General features: G+C 37.6%; 17 protein-coding genes. 16 read left to right on the top strand and 1 reads right to left on the bottom strand.

What is annotated here, in order from left to right; translation table 11 throughout:
• Nucleotide 1 precedes the first annotated feature (1 nt).
• The 16 genes from BT127_RS06450 to BT127_RS06520 all read left to right on the top strand — a co-directional run bounded on the left by BT127_RS06450 (nucleotide 2) and on the right by BT127_RS06520 (nucleotide 22,698).
• Complete coding sequence (locus tag BT127_RS06450; RefSeq protein ID WP_075424204.1) at nucleotides 2–322, top strand: hypothetical protein; 321 nt, start codon at nucleotides 2–4, stop codon at nucleotides 320–322.
• Nucleotides 322–2,463: a hypothetical protein gene (locus BT127_RS06455; RefSeq protein WP_075424205.1), complete on the top strand. Its 2,142-nt coding sequence runs from the start codon at nucleotides 322–324 to the stop codon at nucleotides 2,461–2,463. Before BT127_RS06450 ends, BT127_RS06455 begins: the two co-directional genes overlap by 1 nt.
• A complete protein-coding gene (locus BT127_RS06460) occupies nucleotides 2,456–2,815 on the top strand; it encodes a hypothetical protein (RefSeq protein WP_075424206.1) in 360 nt (119 codons plus the stop codon). Before BT127_RS06455 ends, BT127_RS06460 begins: the two co-directional genes overlap by 8 nt.
• A 28-nt stretch (nucleotides 2,816–2,843) precedes the next feature.
• Nucleotides 2,844–3,038 carry a helix-turn-helix transcriptional regulator gene (locus tag BT127_RS06465; protein WP_082334929.1) on the top strand — a complete coding sequence of 65 codons (195 nt, stop codon included), beginning with the start codon at nucleotides 2,844–2,846 and terminating at the stop codon, nucleotides 3,036–3,038.
• Between the two features lie 30 nt (nucleotides 3,039–3,068).
• Nucleotides 3,069–4,286: a hypothetical protein gene (locus BT127_RS06470; protein WP_075424207.1), complete on the top strand. Its 1,218-nt coding sequence runs from the start codon at nucleotides 3,069–3,071 to the stop codon at nucleotides 4,284–4,286.
• 5 nt (nucleotides 4,287–4,291) lie between these two features.
• Nucleotides 4,292–4,573: a hypothetical protein gene (locus BT127_RS06475; protein WP_075424208.1), complete on the top strand. Its 282-nt coding sequence runs from the start codon at nucleotides 4,292–4,294 to the stop codon at nucleotides 4,571–4,573.
• Between the two features lie 54 nt (nucleotides 4,574–4,627).
• Complete coding sequence (locus tag BT127_RS06480) at nucleotides 4,628–5,035, top strand: hypothetical protein (RefSeq protein ID WP_075424209.1); 408 nt, start codon at nucleotides 4,628–4,630, stop codon at nucleotides 5,033–5,035.
• Between the two features lie 69 nt (nucleotides 5,036–5,104).
• Entirely contained in the window at nucleotides 5,105–5,443 is a 339-nt protein-coding gene (locus BT127_RS06485) for a type II toxin-antitoxin system RelE/ParE family toxin (RefSeq protein WP_075424210.1), read from the top strand.
• A gap of 4 nt (nucleotides 5,444–5,447) precedes the next feature.
• The gene (locus BT127_RS06490) at nucleotides 5,448–5,759 is read left to right on the top strand and encodes a helix-turn-helix domain-containing protein (RefSeq protein WP_075424211.1); all 312 of its coding nucleotides are present in this window, start codon (nucleotides 5,448–5,450) and stop codon (nucleotides 5,757–5,759) included.
• A 58-nt stretch (nucleotides 5,760–5,817) separates the two neighbouring features.
• Nucleotides 5,818–5,994, top strand: coding sequence for a hypothetical protein (locus BT127_RS16755; RefSeq protein WP_175541927.1), 177 nt, complete (start codon nucleotides 5,818–5,820; stop codon nucleotides 5,992–5,994).
• Between the two features lie 217 nt (nucleotides 5,995–6,211).
• On the top strand, nucleotides 6,212–6,856 hold the full coding sequence (locus BT127_RS06495; RefSeq protein ID WP_139275441.1) for a helix-turn-helix domain-containing protein: 645 nt from the start codon (nucleotides 6,212–6,214) through the stop codon (nucleotides 6,854–6,856).
• A 1,108-nt stretch (nucleotides 6,857–7,964) separates the two neighbouring features.
• The gene (locus tag BT127_RS17055) at nucleotides 7,965–8,558 is read left to right on the top strand and encodes a TnpV protein (protein ID WP_075424213.1); all 594 of its coding nucleotides are present in this window, start codon (nucleotides 7,965–7,967) and stop codon (nucleotides 8,556–8,558) included.
• On the top strand, nucleotides 8,480–19,063 hold the full coding sequence (locus BT127_RS06505; RefSeq protein WP_207647497.1) for a helicase-like domain-containing protein: 10,584 nt from the start codon (nucleotides 8,480–8,482) through the stop codon (nucleotides 19,061–19,063). Before BT127_RS17055 ends, BT127_RS06505 begins: the two co-directional genes overlap by 79 nt.
• A gap of 69 nt (nucleotides 19,064–19,132) precedes the next feature.
• Nucleotides 19,133–20,218: a DUF3991 and TOPRIM domain-containing protein gene (locus BT127_RS06510; protein WP_075424215.1), complete on the top strand. Its 1,086-nt coding sequence runs from the start codon at nucleotides 19,133–19,135 to the stop codon at nucleotides 20,216–20,218.
• The gene (locus BT127_RS06515; protein WP_075424216.1) at nucleotides 20,218–20,559 is read left to right on the top strand and encodes a hypothetical protein; all 342 of its coding nucleotides are present in this window, start codon (nucleotides 20,218–20,220) and stop codon (nucleotides 20,557–20,559) included. The genes BT127_RS06510 and BT127_RS06515 overlap by 1 nt, the downstream gene beginning before the upstream one ends.
• Before the next feature lie 273 nt (nucleotides 20,560–20,832).
• Complete coding sequence (locus BT127_RS06520) at nucleotides 20,833–22,698, top strand: plasmid recombination protein (RefSeq protein WP_075424217.1); 1,866 nt, start codon at nucleotides 20,833–20,835, stop codon at nucleotides 22,696–22,698.
• 60 nt (nucleotides 22,699–22,758) lie between these two features.
• Here the strand turns inward: BT127_RS06520 and BT127_RS06525 are convergent, their stop codons facing one another.
• The gene (locus BT127_RS06525) at nucleotides 22,759–23,145 is read right to left on the bottom strand and encodes a hypothetical protein (RefSeq protein ID WP_075424218.1); all 387 of its coding nucleotides are present in this window, start codon (nucleotides 23,143–23,145) and stop codon (nucleotides 22,759–22,761) included.
• Between the last annotated feature and the right edge of the window lie 265 nt (nucleotides 23,146–23,410).

The raw sequence follows: 23,410 nt of genomic DNA on the forward strand, positions 1-23,410 counted from the left end.
TATGTTAACTCACTCACAAAGAGTAGAAAAAATAAAGAAATATGCTGCTAAAAATAAGTTTTTTACAGTCATAGCAGCCGCAGTAATACTGCTATTAATAGGTCAGGTTGTATTTAATAAAAATGATTCTGATAAAAAGAAAGTAGCTGAGAACAAATCAATATCATCTGAAGAAGATACTTCCGTTGATACAAGTATCAACGAGGAAGATAAGCTTACATGGCATTTTTATTGGAGTGATTTATTTGTTTTAGTCGGCTTCGGAGGATTCTGTGTTATAAAAATTATACAAGAAAAGAAGAAAGCGAGGGAAAAACTGTAATGATTTATTTTTGCCGTGCTCATTGCATAAGTTCAAAGGATAAAGAAATAACAACATATATAGTTTTCGATGAAAATACAGAGCCTATTTTAACAGAAGAAATACTGAGAGAAAATAATCAGTTCCGAGAGTTTATGCTTGATTATAAGCCAAAAATCGTATATATAGACTATTCTGTATACTATACGGACGAACAACTTGATGCTGCAACCTACTCAGAAGTATTTGAGAGCGTTATCAGCAATGCATCAACTTTTTATTCTCAGGGAGAAATGCAACTTGAAAATCAGAGTAAAGCAGTTAAAAAGCGAAAGAAAGAAACAGGCAAAATTGTTGCTTTATGTAGTGCAATAGCAGTACTTTTTGCCTGTGGAGGCGGATATGGAGGATATAAGATTTTCCAGTTTCTGAATTCCAGACCTGTTCTTGTTCAGGAACCCTCTACTAAAAATGAGGGTGGAATGATTATTCCTATTCAAGCACAGGAGGAATCAAAGTCAAAACAAATCACTATCTCTATTGACCGTTCATACTTATCAATTCCTACAGAGGACTTAGAGCTGAAAGGTACAATGGTTGACGGTAAAGCAGCCATTACACTTCCTGAATTTGATAAAACTGACTTTTTCACTCATGTTGCTGGATATACATGGGGATTCACTTCTGATCCGAATGGTAAAAAAATTCAATATTACGGAGGTAAAACATATAATTTCTCAGAAAATAAGAAGTTATATCGTGTTCTTGTAAAATATGGCGGAGGCTCAGGCACAAAAGAAGATCCATATCTCATTGATTACTACGATCAGCTCGAACTTATTGCCGAAGAGAAAGCAAGAGGATATTTCAAACAGACGGATAATATATCTTTTCCAGAGTATTCAAATCATACACCGATCAATACGGTCAATGAGTTGAAAAACGATCCGGATTCAGAATATTTTGAGTATGATGGAAATGGATTTATTATCGATGGATTGACAAGTCCATTATTTGGTACTGTATCTGGAGCGACTATAAAAAATGTAAACATTCGCAATGCTCACATAATAAAAGATAAGTATCAGGATTATGGCACTATCCTATGCAATGCGATCAACTATCAGTATAAAGCAAATGATTCTACATATAGAACAGGTGAAACGCTAATTAGACATTGCTCAGTTTCACATTCGTCTATTACAATAGGAGATTTGGCGGAATCAGAAATAGTAACAGAAGCTATTGAACCCACTACTGTAGCAGAAGTTATTCCTCCTGATCTCATTGAATATGATGAAAACGGAAAGGTTATTGAACCAGATAAGGAAAAAAATGAATCCAAACCAGAAGTTAAACCAACAAAAGTTGCTGATGGCTATTCAATAGGCGGTATAAGCGGAAATGGCGGACAAGTAGAAGATTGTTATGTAGAAGATTTTGATGTTGATGTGAGCCTTGATGAGTACATTCTGAACGTTGGTGGTATTTCAGGTAAACCGGCAAATGTTCTTAACTGTGTAGTATATAACTATTCTACAACAGGTAACATATTTAATGCCGGGGGAATAGTTGGTTCGGCATCTGGTTCTCGAATGTATGATGCACACGGCGATGAATTACCTGATTATTATGGAGGTAATATTCAAGGTTGCTTAGTTAGACAAGCTGAACTTAAGAGCGAACTTGTTGCCGGTGGTATCGCTGCTGTTGGAAGCAGTAATGCTGAAAATGCAATGATATCCAATTGCTATGCCATTGATCTTAAATTTACCGTAGGAGAATATGACTCTCGGAACAAGCTTATACAAGAAGGTATTACTGGCGGAATATTAGGCATGGACAACGATCTGAGGTATGGTCATATTATATCAAATACTGTTTCTGATAATAAAGTCTATGTTATCGGGACAAAGGATAAGTCCAACTATGACGATACTGTTAGGCAAGCTCCAGATTACGCTTATTATCAGGAAAATATCTTATCGGTTATTAACAGTCCTACGATAAATCCCGAAAATCCAAAAGAAATCTTTACCGGATCGTTCAAATTCAGCTCGCCCAATGTTTTTGGAGATGGTGATGAGAAGAGTCTGAGCTATCCTGAAACGGTTGAGGATTTATTTGAAAAAGGAAATATGGAGGATAATGAAAATGAATGAAAATAAACAAGAAATAAAACTGCTGAAACAGTCAATCCAAAAGCTTAGGTCAATGTTAAAAAAGACAAATGATAGCATAGCTAAGAAGCGAGAGAAGATACATATTTTGCAAGCTGAGCTTAATGAAGAAGAAAATGAACTAAATAAAATGCAAGATGAATTATCTGAACAAGAAGAGAAGCTGAAAAGGTATGAGTATTCTTCTGCTCTGACTAAACTGGACGATGCAGCTTTAAAAAAGCTATCAAGAAGGCAAGCAGAATTACTTGCTGAACATATCCTTTCGGGTACCATTGAATCTTTGTTGGAAGAGGAAAATAAAAAAGATACAGCCGAAGACTTCCATGAATAAAAAATCAATGAAAAAAGGTGGATGACATATGTTGGAGAAAGCAAAAACCGTTATAAAAAACAAACGTCTTGAAATGAAACTATCGCAAAAAGCACTTGCGAAAAAAGCTGGTGTTAGCTTTAATACCATATATAACGTAGAAAAAGGCGTTTCCAACAGCAATTTATTAACATATCAAAAGATCTGCGAAGCTTTGAACATAAAGTTTTCGGATCTATTGTAAACCGTATCTCAAACAGAAAGGAATTTGAAAATGAAAAATCGTATTGTATCAACTATATCTGCTATCGCTATCAGCTGTACAGCAGTAACAGCTCTCTCGCCAATAGCCGTGAAAGCAGAAATGCAGAATGCTGCTATCGAAGTGGTAAACACTACTAAATCACACACAGATCTGTATGATGCTGAATGGTCGTTGTACAACAACGGAACCGTTAAAGCGGTTATAAAAGCTACCGGGGATATTGATCCTATGAAAGACGACTACTATTTACCTGACAATACTCTTACATACGATAAGGGACTGTATGCTCTTAAGGTCGGTAAAGCCGCAGATTGTCTACTAACATATACGCCTTTTACCGATAATATCAAGGGATCGATAATGTTTCCTATTCATCAGGACGATGCTGATGAGTTTGATACAACAACAAAATTGCAGCTTGATATACCTAATGCGTTTTTTCCGATTTTGAAAAAGGGAGATACTGTTCTCGAACTGGAATTTGATTTGATAGGCGAGATAACAGAACCTATTGATATATATGGAGGACTGGGCGGTATTACGGTTAACCCTGAAAACATAACTATCAAAGCAGATACCAATGCAGATAATATCGTCTATACTAAAACTGCTGATATAAGCGGAATAATATGTGAGGTTGATGTACATGAAAGTGGCATCATCGACGTGATTGCCTATAATGCAAGCAACTGCTTCAATAAGTATCCCGATCAGGAAACACACAATGGTATGTACGATATAGATGCTACTCTTGGATTCACTGTTCCTGACGGTTATACAGTTGAATATGACTTCGCAAAAACAGCCGATTCTATGGAATTAGAAAAAGAAGATGCTGACTATATCATTAAATCAGATAGTCCGAGTGCAGAAATTGGAGCTTACTTCTGGGCAAAGCTTACTCCTGAAGAAGAAAGGGAATACAAAGATATTAGTCTATTAGGCGTAGATATAAGCGGCGAAATGCTTGAACACATAAACTTATGCTCTAATATCGTTGTTGGAGATGCAACATGTGACGGTGAGGTCGGACTTGCAGATTCTCTTGCGATACTTCAGTATATTGCAAACAGCAGCAAGTATCCACTAACAAAACAGGGACAGTTAAATGCAGACTGCACATCTGTGGTGTCACTAAAAAGCGCTGGTGATGGAATCACGGGTTCAGATTCTCTTGCAATTCAGCTTCTCGATGCAGGTGAGATATCTGAGCTTCCTATCAAGTGATATATATGGTAGTAATATATGCAGAAAAAGTAAGTCTGGCAAAAGAAATTGCCCATGCATTAGACGCAGGAAAGCGTATACCGCTGAAATCTGAGCCTACTGTGGGCTATTATGAATTTACATTCAATGGAGAATCGGCTGTCCTGTGTCACGGAGTCGGACACCTTGCACAGCTCGTTCCTGCAAAATCTTATGATGAAAAATACGAAAAATGGGACTTGGAAATATATCCTTGTATACCTCACAATAGACAAGGAAAAACAGGAAGTAAGTTTTCAGTTTCCTGACAAGCGTAAAAGATAAAAATGTGCTATAATAGCACATTTTGGAAAGGATATACAATGAGATCAACAGAAATAAACGGAATTTTTTACAATTATGGTGAAAGCAATACTGTAAAACTTTCAAATGAGATGTATGCAGATTTCTGTAAATGCTGTGAACAGGGGCATTATTCTTATAGTTTGTTATCCAAAACAACTGATTATGTTATCTGTAATACTGATTATCATATTATAGAATTCTTTATCGGCTGCATGAAGTCAGAGCATGAAGAAACAATTAAAATGCTTTGTTCTCTATCAAAATCAACGCTTATTGATAGATTGAATGGTATGCCTTTTGAAGAAGAATCTGAGAAATGGATTGACGAAATTGATTTAGAAGTTATAAAAGAAGCTATTGATAAGTATGATGAACCATATGTTGTAGATAACTTAACATGCTATATAAAGGAGAAAGAGGATTAAAAGTGACAAAAAAGCTATTGACAAGCCCTATTTAATAGGGTATAATATAAGTGTAAAGAGGTGACATCGTTGACAAGAGAATTTGTTATAACCAAAGAATTTGATAAAAACTGGAAAGATATTGGACTCACCGATGATGACTTGAAGATATTACAGCAAGAGCTTATATTAAATCCACAAAAAGGTGATGTGATTCAGGGAACCAGTGGACTTCGCAAGTTAAGAATTGCATTTGAAAACAGAGGAAAAAGCGGAAGTGGCAGAGTGTGTTACGTTGATTTTGCAGTATATGAGAAAATTTATCTTATTACTGCATATCCTAAGAATGAAAAGGAGAATCTAAGCAAATCGGAAAGAAATGCTATATCAGAGATGATAAAGCAGCTTGAACGTGCATTGAAAGGGTGATATTATGAAAGCATTTGATAGCATTATGAAAGGTTTGAATGAAGCTGTTGAATACGAAAAGGGTGAAAAGACAGCTCGCTCAGAGCGTGTAACAATTATTCCCCCTCCAAATGTATCAGCAAGCGAAGTTAGGGAACTAAGGCTTCGGCTTAACATGACACAGAGTGCATTTGCTGCTCTAATGGGAGTAACAAACAAAACCGTTGAAGCATGGGAGAAAGGCACTAATACCCCTGCCGGAACGGCAAGAAGAATGATTGGATTGCTCGAAGCTGACAATTCTATTCCAGAAAAATACAATATCATAAATTATTAAGCCAAAAGCTCCTGAGAAATCAGGAGCTTTGCTTATTTCTATTAGGAGTGAAATGTGTATGTGTATTAAGGAATTTATGTCACCAGAACAGCTTGAAAAGTACAATTCAAGCGATTTTACTCCGCAGCCGTCATTAGGCGGTGCAGAGTGTCAAGGTAATGGACAGCATGAAGAGGTAGAAAAACAGTGCGATGAATGTGATTATTTCCTTATATGCTTTCCAGAGACAAAGTAAATAATTGACATAAATAATCTAAAATTATATAAGTGTAAGCTCAACGTAACAAGTCAAACTAAGCACTATTCTCCGATAGTGCTTTTCTAATATCCAGAAGAAAAGAGGTGCAAAGGTGCGGAATATAAAATTATCCAATAAGATATTTGATCTTGGTTTATCTGCAAAGGAACTGAGCATATATGCTTACCTTTGCAGCCTGCCGTCTGACTATCCAATGTTTGACGGTACTGCCGTTAAGGTTAAGCAGACTACAATAGCTCAGAAATGTGGCTTAAAGGCTGTTCAGACTGTCTCAAAGGTAATAAGCAGTCTTGCAACAAAAGGTCTTGTAATGCCGATTAAACGCTCCCTGAAGGCGAATGGATATAAAGGAACATACATATATGAAATAAAGAAGCTGCCAACAAATGACAGCTTCTTTTTTGTAGATCGCAGCGTATTCGGACAGCTCGTTCCGAGACAGATGATGATTTATCTCTTTATATGTAAGAGCTTCTCTATGCAGCTTAAGGACTGCTGGAACAGCTATAATGACATATGCCGCCAAACAGGTATGAAGCGTGAGACAATAATAAATACAATCTCAGAGCTTGAAAGCCTGAAGCTGATACGAAGAAGTAAGAGGAAATCAAAAGAGAATAGACGTGTATATGTAGATAATCATTATATTCTCATCTTTTACGTCAAAGGAAAGATAAGGAAAAAGGGGAAAAAAATAGCCCGATTGCATTCGCAGTACAATCGGACTTGTGGATCGCTTATAAAAAGCATTAAGTTCACTTTTAATAATATCACAAAAAAGATGATTTGTCAAGTCAGCGGCAAAACTTTTTTTAAAAGGGGTAGTCCGCAAATTTAAAGTCATCTTCAAGTACCCAATTATATCACTTTATTGAAATAAAAAATACTGATTTACTTATAGTATATAAATAACATAAAGTATATAAACTTTATTATAATATAGAGTCAGATGTGCGCACGAAATTAACAAATGTTCGGTGCGCTTTTTATTTTTCAATAAAGCAACAAGCGAAAAAGGAGGGGTGTCAGTGTTGAATACTTCGTAAAGGGAATTTCCTGACGGTTATTTTTTTATAAATACTGTTGATCTGCACAATCAGACGAGATTTTAAATTCTGGTTTTTGTGGCGGAGAGAGAATGAATTCAAAAAATCAAATATCCATGCAAAAAACTTGACTTCTCTGCTTTAAAGTGTTACTATGATAAAGGGAGGTAAAAATTATCATGGCAAATTCTATACCCGTAGGACATTACAGTCAGCTGGGTAAACAAACAATCAAGCGAATGGTAAACGATGATGTTGAGTACATGAACTTCCTCAAATACTTCGGAAGAGTATTCAAGCATCCTGTATCAGTGGCACTGGAATTCTATGTGAACAGACCGGAAGCGCAGTTTATTGCTTCTGGAAATCAATGGAAACGTGCTGGTTATCAGGTAAATCCTGCAAGCATAGGCATTCAGTTCCTCGATCAGAAAGGTAACGAAGTTACACTATACGATTTTGAAGATGTAATAGGGGATTATCCTCCTAAGCGGTGGACTATAACGAACAGAAATGTTGATGCTGTCCGTAACGAACTCGGACTTCCAAATGATGCGCCTCTTTTCAGTTCGTTGGATGAGTCTGCTGCTTCCGCTATCGATGATTTAAGCTTGATTCAGGACTTAGAACTTACAGATCTTTCAAGCGAAGATAAGCTTAAATTCCGTAATTCGTATCATAACATGATACAGACGATGATAGCCGGAAGATTGGAAATCAACGGTGCAAGGTATAATGTTCAGCCTGACAGAACTGCATTAGAATTCTGTAAAAACGATGAACAAATGCTTATGCTGCTGACAAGTGCTGCATCTTCCGCAAGAAAAGCACTTACAAGCGTAGAATATGCCTTTGATACCCTGAGAACCGAAAATGCTTTACGAAAGGAAGAACAGAATTATGACTTACGAACAGTGGAAAGCTCTCAGCGAAGAGCAGAAAATGGAAGTTCCCGAAGTGGAATATCCTCAGATACCGAAAGAACAGCTGGAGAACGGACTGACAGAGTCTCATCTGGAGAAGAAGGACGGACAGCTGGGGTGGACAATAGTTCAGAAAGTCGGAGATCAGGAGAAAATATTCTGGATAGCGGAAACAATAACGAAAACGATAACATCAGGGGAAATGACGATAGAGCAGCCGTATCTTCTGAACCCATTGGACGGACTGTATATCCCAATGATACAGAACGAACCTTCGATGAAAGAACAACCGGTGGGACTGTACGGCAGAATGTGGATGGAGAACATGGAGAAGAACTATCCAGCAAAGGTGGAACTGATGATGTTCAATCACAATTATCTGACGGTAGCTCGGTCAGTGGACAAGAGAGCATCGGAGTATTACGAACAGCTGAGCGAGAAATGGGACAGGGACAATCCTCGTCCGACAACGGGATACGAAGCAATTCAGCAGTGGTCAAGGATGAAGAAGTACGAGATAGATCACTTAGTAATGACGGAAGTAGTTCTCGTTCCGGTGACAACTCCGTAAATGACGAAATCATCAATAAATGGACGGATATTGACGTTATCATAGATAACGATAACGGTACTGTTGATTGGGTATATTATAATCCCGACAGTTCTGAAGGCGGACAGCTTGTTGTAAGCCATATTTCACAGGACTCTTTGATAGAGGCATCTCGATTTGAAAATGCATTTGATTTCATTCAGTCAATATCTACGCAAGAGCTTATAGATATATCTGCGGTTGATTTTGCCGATACAGCAAACTACTACTATGATTTATCTGAAAATAACAATACATTACGTGTGTTCAAATCAGAAAATCCTGAGAAAATAGCGCAATTCCTGATAGACTATGCAAAGAAACTTGACAATTTAACAAACAACAGTTATTTTTCATATCGTACTGCGCTCAAGAATACAAGATTTACAAGGCTTAATGAAAACCAGACTTTCAATTATAGCTATTCAAAATTCATAGATACTCCTGAAAACAGTATATGGGGTGACGTTCAGAGCAGTTTCCGTATAAATAACGGCATATTTGAAGTGTCTACGGCTTCACATGGCGGTATTATGATAAAATCCGAAATTGCAAGGATCCTGTTTTCAAAAGAAGCTCAGGCTGTCGCTCAGAAAGAAAATGGTTGGTATTACTTTGAGGAAGATTGTGACTATGCAGTTGCCAAGAGAGAGCTTCTTGATAAAGGACTATTTGAGAATATCGACTACTATTTTTCAAGACAGTATAACAAAAAAACCGATGAATTCTTTTCACTATATTCCAATAGTCTTAATGAAAGCATTCAGCGTTGGCACAGCAAATACTGGGACAGCCGTGAAGCAGCTCTTTTTAATGCACTTTCTCCTGAAGAACAGGCAGAGGAAATCGGACAGCTTTCATTTGCAGATAATGTGACAGACGAAGCTGATGAAGCTGAGACTGCTGAAATCAGAAATCATGCGATTGAAACGACAATGAACGATATAAGGAAGCGTATTGAACATATAGAAGCTGCTAACGGTGATCCGAATGAGCTTGCAACACAGGTCAATATGCTGAATTTCCTACAAACTGCCGCAGAACAGGGTGTTGAGATTACTTCTGAGAACTTCAAATCATTTGTAGCTGAGAACGGCGTTGCTACAAGTAGCGACGTATCTGAGAATTACTTTGAGATATATCAGCTTAAAAATGACGAAAATCTGCATTATCACAGATTTACAAGCTATGAGCAACTTACAAAAGAAGGAAATGTTGTTGATGCTGAGAATTATAATCTCGTATACACAGCAGAGCTTACAGGCGGTACAACACTTGAAGATATATATACCCGTTTCAATATCTCTCATCCAGCAGACTTCAACGGACACTCGCTTTCTGTAAGTGACATTATCGTAGTACATGACAGCAGCGATGTTGCCGCATACTATGTAGATGATGTTGGCTACAAGCGTGTTCCTGAGTTTTTGAAGCCTGAACACGAGCAGAGTATCGTTGATACAAATATCAACGATGAAGCAGTTATTGAAACAGTTTCAAATGATAATGAACAGGCAATACATGACGGTTTTGCCACTGTTTACGGTAATCATAATTACACTGAAAAGCAAAAGTTGTTCCTTGAACGTCTCGAAAAGTTTGCTGTAAGAGAAAACGTAACAGAAAACATCATAGATACGGCATTTGAAAAGAATTCAGCATTCCATAACACCTATGGAAACAGAGAGTATGTAAGTCGAAATATCTTTGGCAGACGTTTAGGCAGTACCGAAAGAGAACTTATATCAGCTATCCAGACAAATATAGCAAAGACTTCTGAGAAAGAGCCTGTGACACTTGATGAAGTTATTGCTAAGTTCTATGGTTCTGACAGCTCAGAGGTAAAGAGTGCAGACGGTACATGGTCTATCAACTATACAGACGGTGTTGAGTTTGCCGAAGTATACCACAACGGTAACGTTGCTTGTGCTGTTCTGCTTGAAGATGATGTATTTTCCGTAAAACCTTACGAAGAATTAAGTGCTGTTCCTGCAATGGTCGCAAGAGCAATGAAAGCAGTTCTGCCTGACACAGAGGTTCAGCTCCTGCAATTTGAGCGTACTTTCGAGAATGATCTTGAAAAAGCTCAGTATCTTATCAATTCATTCTGTGAGAGTGAATACGGCAGTGAAGCTGATTTCAGTGATATGCATAACATAGGTATTGCGTATACAACTTTGACCGACGCTGAACTACCAGTTCAGGTTTCAGCCGACCTCATAGATCATAGAATAACCTATGAATTTGACGGTGAGATATACAGTACAGAGCAGTATAGCGGAATAAGAGATATGGTTGAAAACGGTCTGACAGGTCTTGACTTTAATGAACTTGTTTCAGTTCCAGATGATGTAATAGAACGCCATGAACAATCAGACGTTCCGGAGACCGAAAGATATTCCACTATATACATGACATTATCACGTTGCCAGCAGGATTGCAACTATGCTATAAACAGGGCAGATGAGATTAATAGCTTTACTGCTCTTAACAAGTATATGTACGGTGGAGATGCTGCTTCTTGCATTAGGATAATGCGTGAGTTCTATGATAAGCTTCCCGATAATGAGAAGCCAGAGTGGTTGTCCGCAGCGGATATAGACAGCTATGAAAAGCAGCTTAATAATATTATTACAAAGCTCAACGCAGAAGAAATAAAAACAGCTCCACAAGTTCTTATAAGTGCCGAAATAAACGGTGAATTCAATTATTATAATCTGTCAGGCAATTCTCTTGACGATATAATGAGAGTAGCTAAAACGATAGATCCGCTTGTTAGGTATTCTGATCTTGGAAACAGGATAAGCGGAGAAGAATATGCCGAAATTCAGCAAAGCGCAGATTTTTCTTTTTCAGTAAAGCTTGACTTTGATAACGACGCTGCGACTATTTACAGAGTAAATGGTGGTCATGGTGGAATATCCGAAGCCGACAGGACAGATGATAACATTTCTTTTGAGAACATTAAAATATCTGAATATCGCTTACCATATACAGGTCTTGGTGCTGAGAACATCACTATAAATGCTGAGGACGCTATATCAATGTGGGACAATGGCTTTAAGGTTTATTATAATAATGAAGCCGTTCCGAAACGCAATGAGCTTCCCGAAGAAACAGATGTAACTGAGGTGTTCAGTGATGACAAAGTATTCACAGCTGCCTTTGGTGACGTAAAGCAGCAGAATATGATAGATACTATCGCAAGCAATATACATGATCTCGACGCAGTTATGGACGAGGACAGATATATTGATATTCGTGGTTTCATAGATACTGATGAAGATAATGCTTTTGAGTGGAATGATAATCTGAATGTATATCAGAATGTTGAAAAAGCACTTGTGCAGCATAATTATAACTTTATAGATGAATACCTCACTGCTGTTCATGACGATCATGATAGTATAAGAGCTGATATAGCTCAAGATACGCTCGTTGAGTATAACAACTATGCTCCGCCTTTCAAGGAGTATAATACTGTAATAGATCTTCCAGAGTACAGTCTGTCCATAGATTTGAAGGAATTGGACGATCTTTATCTCAGAGATGAATATTCCGTTTATAAAGGTGGCATGGATAGCAATGGTCATGAGCGCAAAGATAATTATTCAGCTCAGAGTGCTACTCTTACCGTGAGACTCAATGCCTATGGTTATGCAGAAGTTGAGGAATACAATAGTTATTCTGAGTTTAGTCCTACAACAAATTCGGATTTTGACCTTTCAAACGAAGAAGATGTGCAGGAGCTTAGAGATAAGGTTGCAAAATTCATTGGTAATTCCGAAAATCTTGAGGTGTATTCTCATAAATATGAGGAAACAAAGTCATATCAGGTCAAGGAAGGTGCCGTTGATACAAATAGCAACGACATTGAACAGCTGACCGATGAGCTGAATGCTCAGACATTAAGTGATGTTGAAGTCGGTGATATTCTGCTTACAAGAGAGCCTGAAACAGGAGAAGCAATGTATTTCCGCATTGACAGCATGAATGACAACTTTATGGTAAGCATGACTCGCGTTGCTGACGCTGCTGGAAACGACTACACCGAAATAGGACTTGCGACAAAGGGAATTATTGACGGTCACTGGAAAGAAACGCTGCTCGATGAGAATACAGACTTCCCGATAGTGCGATATACAAAGAATTATCAGGAAGAACTAAGAAATATCAACGTGGATAATACTGCTATTGATATTCCTGAATACGGTATAATTGTAGATTTAAAGGATATTAATTCCTTTGTAGTCGAAGATACACATTATATCAAAGACAACAATGTGCTGAACAGAATGCTGTCAATTGAGCTTACAGCTGACGACACTGCGGAGTCTGTTATTATAACAGAAGGTTCAGATGATAAGCCAACAATGAGCTTTGATTTATCGGATAAAGCTGATAAAAAGGCAATAAAAGACCTTGTTACGGACTTTATAAGTAAATCTAACGAGCTGAATATCTATTCTTTATCAAATGATGAAGATTTAAGCGTTAAAGAAACATTTGATATTACAGCCGTCCAAAAAGACGTTGCAGCAGTTATCAATGATGTTCCTCAGATAGATGAAAGACCTCATAAGAGAGCTTCCAGAGCTGAAATGCTTTACAGAGAGTTCACAGAAGCTTTTCCCGATATTGCAGACGGTAATCATACACATGAAAGATACGGTGACTATGATGAATATGGGGAGAATGACGCATTTGAGCCGCTTTCGGTAGAAGCATTGGGCGGTAATACCTATGCATTTATGACATGGTATATTCAGAATGGTGATTTAATGCGTGATCCTGATTTTGTTTTCACTCTCGATCATGAAAACAAAGAACTTCATGTATTGGAATATCAGATGGACGGTGTTCCGTCAATAGGCACTGTATATCAGACTGTTGAGCTTGAAGATGGTTCTATTGACAAGAAACTGCAAGCAGCACTGGAAGAAAACTTCCGATTAAACTTACGAAATGCTATTTCAGCCGGCAGAGAGCTGTCATCATATACAGACAGCAACGGCGATGTTCATGAATTACAAGATCGGACCGAAAGAGTTATCGAACCTGAACAGCCAGAAATTCAGGACGAAAGTGCATATTACCGTGAGATACTTAATGCTTTTTCAGAGGAACATGGTCTTGGCGAGCTGAACATAAAGCCAAATGACAGTGGCTTCCATATAACTGAGAAATTCAAAGACGGTATTTCTGTTCCGATATGGTACATTTCAAAGGCAAATTCAAGTATTCCATTGACAGTTGATGAAGTTGCAAAGGAACTTCGTTCATTTGAAGAAGCAGCTGAAAAGAATAACATTCAAGTTTCGGAATATGGCTATCGTGAGCAAAGAGTTAAAGATCATGGCGGTATATCGGAGCTTCCCCCTATACAAGATAATTTGCCAGAAATAAAGTACGCTGATAATCCTATAAGCAAAATCAGAGATAACATAACAGCTATCAAAGAAATGCAGAGATTGGAAGAATGCGAAGCAAAAGGAGAATATCCTTATGATGAAAGTAGAAACTCATACTATAGCGAAGAAGCTTGTACAGAACGGTTAAGACGTTATTCTGGTTGGGGTGGAGTATCACAGTTGTTCGATGAGCGTTATCCAGCAATGAAAAGTCTTAGAAATGAGCTTAAAAACCTTCTTTCTGAGGAAGAATATGCAGCAGCACGTTCCAGTACACTGAATTCACACTATACTCCGCAGACAATCATTGATGAAATGTACAAGACAATCCGAAATATGGGACTTCCTAAGAATTCACGCATACTTGAACCTTCTTGTGGAACTGGAAACTTTATAAGCCGTATGCCGCATGATATGGGTAACGGCGGAATTGTAGGTGTTGAGATTGATCCTATAACTGCAAAGATAGCGAAGCACCTTAACGTCCCGAAACGTAATCCAAATGATGATAATAAGAGTGAAAAAGTATTATCAGAGACACGAGATATAAAGATACTTAACTGTGGCTTTGAGAGGTCTCCGCTTGAAAATAACAGCTTTGACGCTGTTATAGGCAATGTGCCTTTCGGTGATTATAAGCTCAGTGATCCAGATTATACTAATGATTTACTGATACATGACGCTTTCTTCCGCAAGGCACTCGATAAAGTTGCCCCGGGCGGAATTGTAGCTTTCATAACATCATCGGGAACGCTTGATAAGAAAAATCCTAAGATAAGAGAACATCTTTCAATAAAAGCTGACCTCATAGGAGCCGTAAGGCTACCCAATAACGCTTTCGCAGACGCTGATACAAAGGTAACATCTGACATTATATTCCTTCAAAAGCGCAAAACACCTCTTAATGTTTACGATCCGAAGCCTGATTGGTGCTATACTGCTCCTGTTGAGGTTGAAATGATTGGTAAAAAGTATGAGGGAGAGAAGCGTACAGCGTATATCAACTCATATTTTGCAAAAAATCCGCAGATGGTTCTTGGTACAATAAAACAGACAACTCATTTTGATATGCTAACTTGTGAACCAAATGAGGAAATAACGCTGCAAGAACAGCTTGAAACAGCTTTCCGTCAGCTCAATGCTAAGATAAAAATTGAAAAACGTGAACGTTCTAATCTTGAAAAGAGAGGTTACATCGAACCGTGGGGCAAGAATTTCACATATCAGATTAAGGACGATAAGGTATACTACAATTTAGGAAATGCTATGGAGGAAGTTGAGGGCAGTGATAAGAAAATAGCAAAGCTAAAATCACTTTGTGAACTGCGTGATATAACAAGAGAGCTTCTTAATAAGCAGCAGTCCTATGCTCGTGATGAGGAACTCATTCCTCTCAGAAATAAGCTAAATGCTAAGTATGATAGCTTTGTAAAGGATAACGGTGAACTCAGTAGCAAGAGTGTTAAAAAGCTTTTCAGTCTCGATGCTGATTATCCTATACTGGATGCACTGGAGAATATAGATCCCGATACTAAGCAAATTACGAAGGCAGATATATTCACAAGAAGAACAGTAAGTCCTGTTGCAGAGATTACAGAAGTTGCTTCCTCAGAGGAAGCTATGCAGATCTCGCTTGATAAAAAAGGCAGAGTTGATATATATTATATGGCAACGTTACTTCAAAACAAGTATGAAAATGCAGAAATTACAGACGTAATGAAGTATATTACCGATGAACTTCTTGATAAAGGAATGATATTCCGGGATCCTGAGAAGATAGCAACAGGAAAGCCGTATGCAGAAATCGTAGACAGAGCTGAATATCTCTGTGGTAATGTGCGAAGAAAACTTGTAATGGCTGAGACATTTGCAAATCAGGACAGCAGCTTTAGCAGTAATGTTGATGCTCTCAAGGAAGTAATTCCAGAAGAGATAGGAGCTGCTGAGATAAGTGCTGACCTCGGCTGTACATGGATAGATACATCAGACTACGAAGCATTTATGCGTGAACTTTCAGGCAGAACGGAATATGATTCAAGAAATTTCGGACTGCGTTTCTCTGAGATAACAGGCAAATTCAGTATAGAAAATTCCAAAACAAGAAATTTATCAGCTCTTAATCCAAATGAAATATCTACATACGGAACTGAAGATATGAATATGTATCATATCTTAGAGAATCTGCTTAATCAGAAAAAGATACAGGTATTCGATTATTTTCCTGATCCGAATGATGCTAAAAAGGTTAAGTCCGTTCTTAACAAAAACAAAACACAAGTTGCTCAGTCTAAAGCAAAGGCTATTAAGGAAAAGTTCGCAGAATGGATATTTGCTACAGAGCAGCGCAAGGAAAAATACGTTAAACGTTATAACGAAAAGTTTAACAATCTTGTAGGACGTACATATGACGGTTCACACCTTACGTTTTCAGGCATGGCAAATGACTTTAAGCTTCGTCCTCATCAGCTTGACTGCGTAGCAAGAACAATTTACGGTGGTAACACTCTCGCTGCACATTGCGTGGGTGCTGGTAAATCTGCGGTAATAGCAGCAAGCGTAATGAAGAAAAAGGAGCTTGGACTGATACGCAAGGCTTGTGTAGTAGTGCCTAAGCCACTGACAGAACAGACGGAAAGAGAATGGCGTACAGCCTTCCCCGATGCCAAGCTTCTTGTAGTCGATAATAAGGATTTATCAGACGAAAAGAAAAGAGAACTCTTTACAGCTCGTGTTGCAACAGGCGATTATGATGCTATTATAATGTCACAGGAGCAGTATGAAAAGCTTCCAATGTCACCAAAGCATCAGCTTGAATTCCTGAATAAGCAAAAAGCTGAACTGCTTGATCAATTGACACAAAGCAAGCGTGAGAATGGAAGACGTGATCCTACTGTAAAAGAACTTGAAGCTGCTATAAAGAGAATTGAAGCAAGAATAGACGTTATTGCTAATCCAAAATCAAAGTCCAGAGCCAAAGACTCATTGCTTAACTTTGAGTCTCTTGGCTTCGATTATCTTGTGGTTGATGAAGCTCATGCCTATAAGAATGGTTTCGTTTCAACTAAGATGGGTGATGTATCAGGCGTTAACACAAGAGAGTCTGGACGTGCTGGAGATATGCAGATGAAGTGTGATTACTTCAACAGCGAACTTGGCAACGGTCACATTCTCTTTGCAACTGGAACGCCAGTAAGTAACAGCATGACTGAATTATATGTTATGACACGTTATCTTCGCCCGGACTTACTTGAAGATTGTGGCTGCGCTCGTTTCGATGATTGGGCAGCAACTTTCGGAATGATAAAGACACAAAACAAGAAAACAGCAACAGGAGAGTTGAAGTTAAAAACTTGTTTTGCCGGATTCAAGAACAGACCAGAGCTTATAAAAATGTATAAGGACTTTGCTGATCTTGTAACGATTGAAAAGATAGCTGCACCTGACAAAGACGGTAATGCTCCTACGATAGTAGTGCCAAAGGTTAAGACAGGCAAACCGCAGATAATTGAAGTTGAAGCTACACCAGAGCAGCGTGAGATTGTCAAAGATTTTGCAAGACGTGGCAGAGCTATTCAGCTTGGTAACGTCAGACCAGACGAAGATAACCTGTTAAAGATAACAGGTGAAGCTCGATTAGTCGGTTTAGGGAATCAAGCAGTTGCTTCCGTTTATGAAAAGAATGGTTGGGAACTTCCGATTGGATTTGTGAAAGATGATAAGTCAGGTAAGATTGATGAGTGCATAAGACAGACTGCTCAAAGATATCATGACAGATATGATGATAAAGCAGTACAAATTATCTTTTCGGATATTGCAGTTAATAGCGATGACGGAAAATTCTCAGCTTATGAGTATATCAGAGATGAGCTTATAGCCAATGGTATCAAGGAAGATGAAATTATTTTTGCTCCGAAATCTGATGCAAAAAACAGAGCAGAAATATTCAGAGACATTAATGATGCTAAGTATCGTGTTGTTATTGCAAGCACAGGAACACTCGGAACTGGAGCAAACATTCAGAAAAACTTGTATGCATTACATCATCTTGATATTCCGTGGCGTCCGTCAGATTTTGAGCAGCGTGAAGGAAGAATTGTACGTCAGGGCAACCTGAATGATGAAGTTGAAATATTAAATTACGTTACAAAAGGTACTCTCGACAGCTACTTATATCAGGGCGTTACTGATAAGGCAAGAGGAATTGCACAGCTATGGAATGACACTTGTATCAGTAGAACATCTGAGGACATTGACGAAAAAGTACTTACATTCGGAGAGCTTGAAGCAGCTGCGGAAGGAAATCCTAAACTGAGACAGTTCTCAGAATTAAAGAACAAGATAGACGAATTACAAGTCGTTCGTGCTGAGTATAACAAGGAAACTACAAGAGTTGAACGTAGAATTAAAGAGCTTCCTGAGACAATAGAAGCTAAGAAGTCATTGATAGCATCTGCGAAAAATGACTTGATAACTGCTAAGAAAATGCAGACTGATGGTAAGCTCGAAGAACTAAAACTCATCACTCATGATAGTAAAACACTCACAGAACGTAAGCATATCAATAGCTATCTTGCAAAACTGATACAGCTCAGAATTGAAAAGCCATATGATGAAATTCCATCATTCAAGGTGGGAGATTTCAAAATAAATGTGGCAATGAGTGCAGACAGAGCGCATCCTGACTTTGCAATTAAAGGAGAACGAACTGCCGCATACAGAATAGGAGTAGGCATTGGTGAGAACACAGATAACTGTCAGCGACTCATGAATTTCTTTGACAAGGGTATCGAAAAAATAATTGAAATTGATACACAGTCAGTAGAGAAAGATGAAACAGATCTCACACAGGCAATAGAGAGAGCTGCTACAAAATTCCCAAGCGAGAATGAATATCAGGAGACTTTAAAAGCATTTGAAGAACTCGAAATAGAACTTACTACAGGTGGTTATCTTGACAACGGCGAAGAGCTTGCCGGTTCAGAGGACTTTGGAAATTGTGAAACAGAATCTATAGAAATCAACACAGATTATGACGAAAACGATTTAACACAGGAAGAATATAACAGCACAATATAAGAACGAAAAATATCAAGTACCATGATTTTTCATGGTACTTGATACAATAGTATTAACAGGAGGTCAAGAATGAAGGAACAGGAATTCGATGAATTAATTGAACAAGCTCGACATGCTGATCTTGTAGATTATTTTAGAACCAGCGGGTACACTTTAAAGAAAATCAGCGGAGAAATATACATAAACGAAATAAAAGGTCTTTCAATAAAGCCTGAGACTAACAGTTGGTTCTCACACTATCATCAGGTGGGACGAGTAAATAATTCTGTTGATTGTCTCACTCTTATACTTGACAAATCCTTCAAGGATGCCGTCTATGAACTTACAGGACAAGATATATCACGAACACGTCCCGGTACAATTGCTCAGAAGAAAAGTACAGTTCTTGTTCGTCAGTCTGATAAGCCACAGGAAAAAATCAAAGAAACAAAAGAAATGATAATGCCTGATCACGCACCAACTCAGCGTAGGGTATTCGGATATCTCCACACTGGCAGAAATATCCCGAATGAGATTATCCGTGAGTTTATCGATGAAAAAATATTATATCAGGCTGAACAAGATATCAAGGGATCACTTCAAGATAAAGAACAGATTTTCAAAAGGACAAATGCTGTTTTCGTTCACAAAGATAAAGACGGAAAAGAAGTTGGCGGAGAGATTCAGGGACTCGACATAAACAAAAGGTTCAAAGGCACAGTTGGAGGAACAGGAGAATCATTTTTCAAGTTTGTGCCTGTAAAAGATGTAAGACCTGTGAGAGCCTTTATATTTGAAAGTGCAATAGATCTCATGAGTTTTTACAGCATGTGCAATGATAAGTCTAAGCTAAAAGGAACAATGTTTGTTTCAATGGCTGGTCTGAAAAATTTTGTAGTAGATCAGCTCAGAGAACAGGGACTTAATGTGATTTCTGCGGTGGACAATGATGATGCCGGAAGAAAATTTGAAAAGAACAACGAGCTTACTCGTTCGAGTTTTGTTGTTGAGAAGCTTGACATTCATAACTTTAAAGACTGGAATGAACGTCTTGAATATCAGAGTAAGCATCCTGATTTTCTGACAGAGGAACAGAGAGTCATCAGTGATTTTCGTCAAAAAATATCAGATGAACATAAGCAAGAGCATACTCAGGAAATGACAAGGAGTAGATAATGGCAGAAAAAAAGGAAAACAAAAAGTCTGCTGCGGTTGAAATGTATTTCAGCCGCAACCAGACCAATGGATTGATGTATGTTTTGGATTGCTTTGTAAAAGCAGACAAAACAAATAAGTATGGAAAGTACGCAGAAGCATTAAAAAAAGCAATAACAAATTACAGTCGAATATTTGTTAGTGACGGCGAGGAAATGATAGCTTTTCATCTTTTCAACAAAGAAGCAGCTACTATAATAAAACTGTTTTCAATTTATATTGCTGCTGTTCAGGAAATGCCTGAGCAGTATTTTGATAAGATTATTGAAACTATAATGAACAGGAGTGATGAGAATGAGTAATAAAAAAGGGGTTGGGAATTCCCAAAAGAAGCGGAGCTAACAGAACAAGTTTCAATATTTTTAGGAGAAAAATATGTCAGTTTTCAACCTGACACGAAACGCAGTTATGCAAGGTTAAGGAAGGATTCCTTACGCAAAAGTGGCGAAATTCGCCACGCTCTGTTTTGTTGTACCTTTTAGGTTATGACAAAACAGATATTGCGTGACAGTATCCTTTCTGACAAAAGGATACATTTTAGTAGCTATTTTGAAAAAAAGAAGGGAATTGTATATATGGACAGTTTCAGCATAAGTTTCACTCTTGGTAAGGGAAACGCTCCTCATGGTGGAAATATACGTCATAATAATAGAGACTATTTCGCGGGTAATGTACAAAAATATAATACATCTTTGAATGTAGAATATAGGAGGCAAGATATCGAGGATGCGTTTCATGAATTATTCGACGGAGCGTTAAAAGAATATAACGATAAACAAACAAGAAAAGATCGTATCATTGATGATTATTATGAACATATGCGTAATAGCAAAAGAGAATCTCCGTTCTATGAAGCAATTATTCAGTTCGGTAACGTAGAAGACACTCCATGTGGAAGTGACCGTGGTGAAATAGCAAAGCAGATGTTAGACGAATATATGAATGATTTTCAGAAAAGAAATCCAAATCTTTTTGTTTTCAATGCAGTTTTGCATATGGATGAAGCAAGTCCGCATATTCATATTGACTTCATCCCATACTACACACAGGGAAGAAATAATGGCTTGCAAAAAGGTGTTTCTATGAAAGCTGCCTTGATTGAACAAGGGTTTATTCCTAAAGGAACCAAAAACAATCAATTAGTTTTATGGGAAGCTTCTGAAAGAAAGGCTATGGAAAAAATCCTACATAATCACAACTATGTTCGTGCTGAGAAGCAAGATTTTCATAGACACATGACTGTAGAGGAATACAAATATAAAATGGCAGAAGCTCCGATGTGTGAAGCTCTGAGGAAGCAGCATTTCATCTCACCTGAATCGATTACAGAAGAAAATATCCGTAAATTGAAAATGGCTGCGGAGAATTCAGAAGAAAGGATTGCTAAACTGGAAAAAGAAAAATCATCTCCGCACAAGTCATTTTTCTACTCTGATCCTGATAAGCAAGCATTTATTCAGTCCAGAATGGATGCTGCAAATATACCTTACGTTGAAACAGAAAATGGTTTCGATGCTCAGGAATGTTATGTCGAAAAGATCAGACAATGGGAAAAGGAATTCAGATCTTCATCGATATCTTTCCGTGATAAACTAATGAATGACATTGATAGATTGCTTATGCAATGCACTGACGTGAAAGATCTGTACCAAAAATTTCAAGCAGATGGATATACGATAAAGTTCGGAAAGTATATCTCGGTCCGACCTCCAAAGGCTGAAAGGTTTATACGTTTGAAGTCTCTCGGCGAGGAATATAATGAACGTGCTTTACAGAACAGAATTCAAAACAGCATTAAGTTCGAAAGAGAGCTTAATGAAAAAATTAATTCAGCAAAAGCTAATAATCATCCTACATACAAAACACTAAGTACGATGCATTTCTATACAGTTACTTTTAAGAAGGGACTTCTCCCCTGTCACAAAAAATATAAGCAGCAGCCTTTCTCATGGACTAACGATGCTGAACTGGATAAGCTTCTTTTACTTAACAAAAAGATCAACGAAGGCGCTACTATCCAATCTATGAAGGAAGATTTCGCAAAATCTGAAGCTCAATTGAAAGAAAAAAATGAAGCTGTTAATGAAGCACGAAATAAGGTTCAGAGACTTTCCAAAGGGCAGGAAGCGTTTGAAGTCTTATTCGCCGGGAAGGAATCCGATATAATTACTAAGGAACAAGCTGAACTGTATCATAAACGTTATCCGAATATCAATGCAACTAATTATTATAAAGCAATAGAGCTTGCCGATGAAGCGAAGCATGAATACGATGAAATAAAAAATGAAGTTAAATCTCTTGAAAAAGAAATACGTGAACTTAGTGGCGCTATCTCTATTGCCGAACAAGTTCGTGCCGGCACTTACGTTCAGGAGCTTGTCAGCAAAGAAAACATCCACAGAAACGCAGACAATCTTCCTAACGGAGTATTCCAATTATAATTGATTCTCAAAAAAAGGTTCTCATTACGAAAGCGTGCGCTCATATAGAAGTTTCCAAAACTATAAGCAAAGACCTTTACAGCAGGCTATAACAGCCAAAGGACAGATACTTCCATTTGAGAGGTATCTGTCCTTTTTGTTATTTATCAGTGCCAAGTCACCATAAAGGGGACTTGGTTTTATAATAGTAAATGAAGTTTCACCATCTTTCAGGTACTCCTCCATTATTTTAACTTTCTCATTAAGCGATTCCTTATCATTTATCATTTCTTCTGTTAGACCGTATTTATCAAGACCTTCATAGTCACCTGATGTTAGTTTTTGTGCTATGTCTACCATTTCATCGTGATATAATTTATCCAAAAATGGAAGAAGTATTTTTATATATTGACTATCACACATTAAATCAGAAAAATACCAATTCTTCATTTCTTGAATATTTAACATAGTACCTTCAAAATCATGTACATTAATAGTAAATAACAAGTTGCTATCATGACTTTTGATTTTACATATATATTTATTAACTTCTTCATTTTTAACTTGATAACATCTAAAGCACGGCGAATCACATATAGATAAAAAATCATTTTTTCTATTAAAAGACAATAACGATGTACTATATTTTGAGTTATCGTCATTTAGAATTATATCTTCAGTCCATATAGAGCGAATAATTGTAAATGAATCACCATACTCGGTTTTTATGTGG

It is taken from the genome of Ruminococcus sp. XPD3002 (assembly GCA_900119535.1).
Taxonomy (GTDB): domain Bacteria; phylum Bacillota; class Clostridia; order Oscillospirales; family Ruminococcaceae; genus Ruminococcus; species Ruminococcus flavefaciens_H.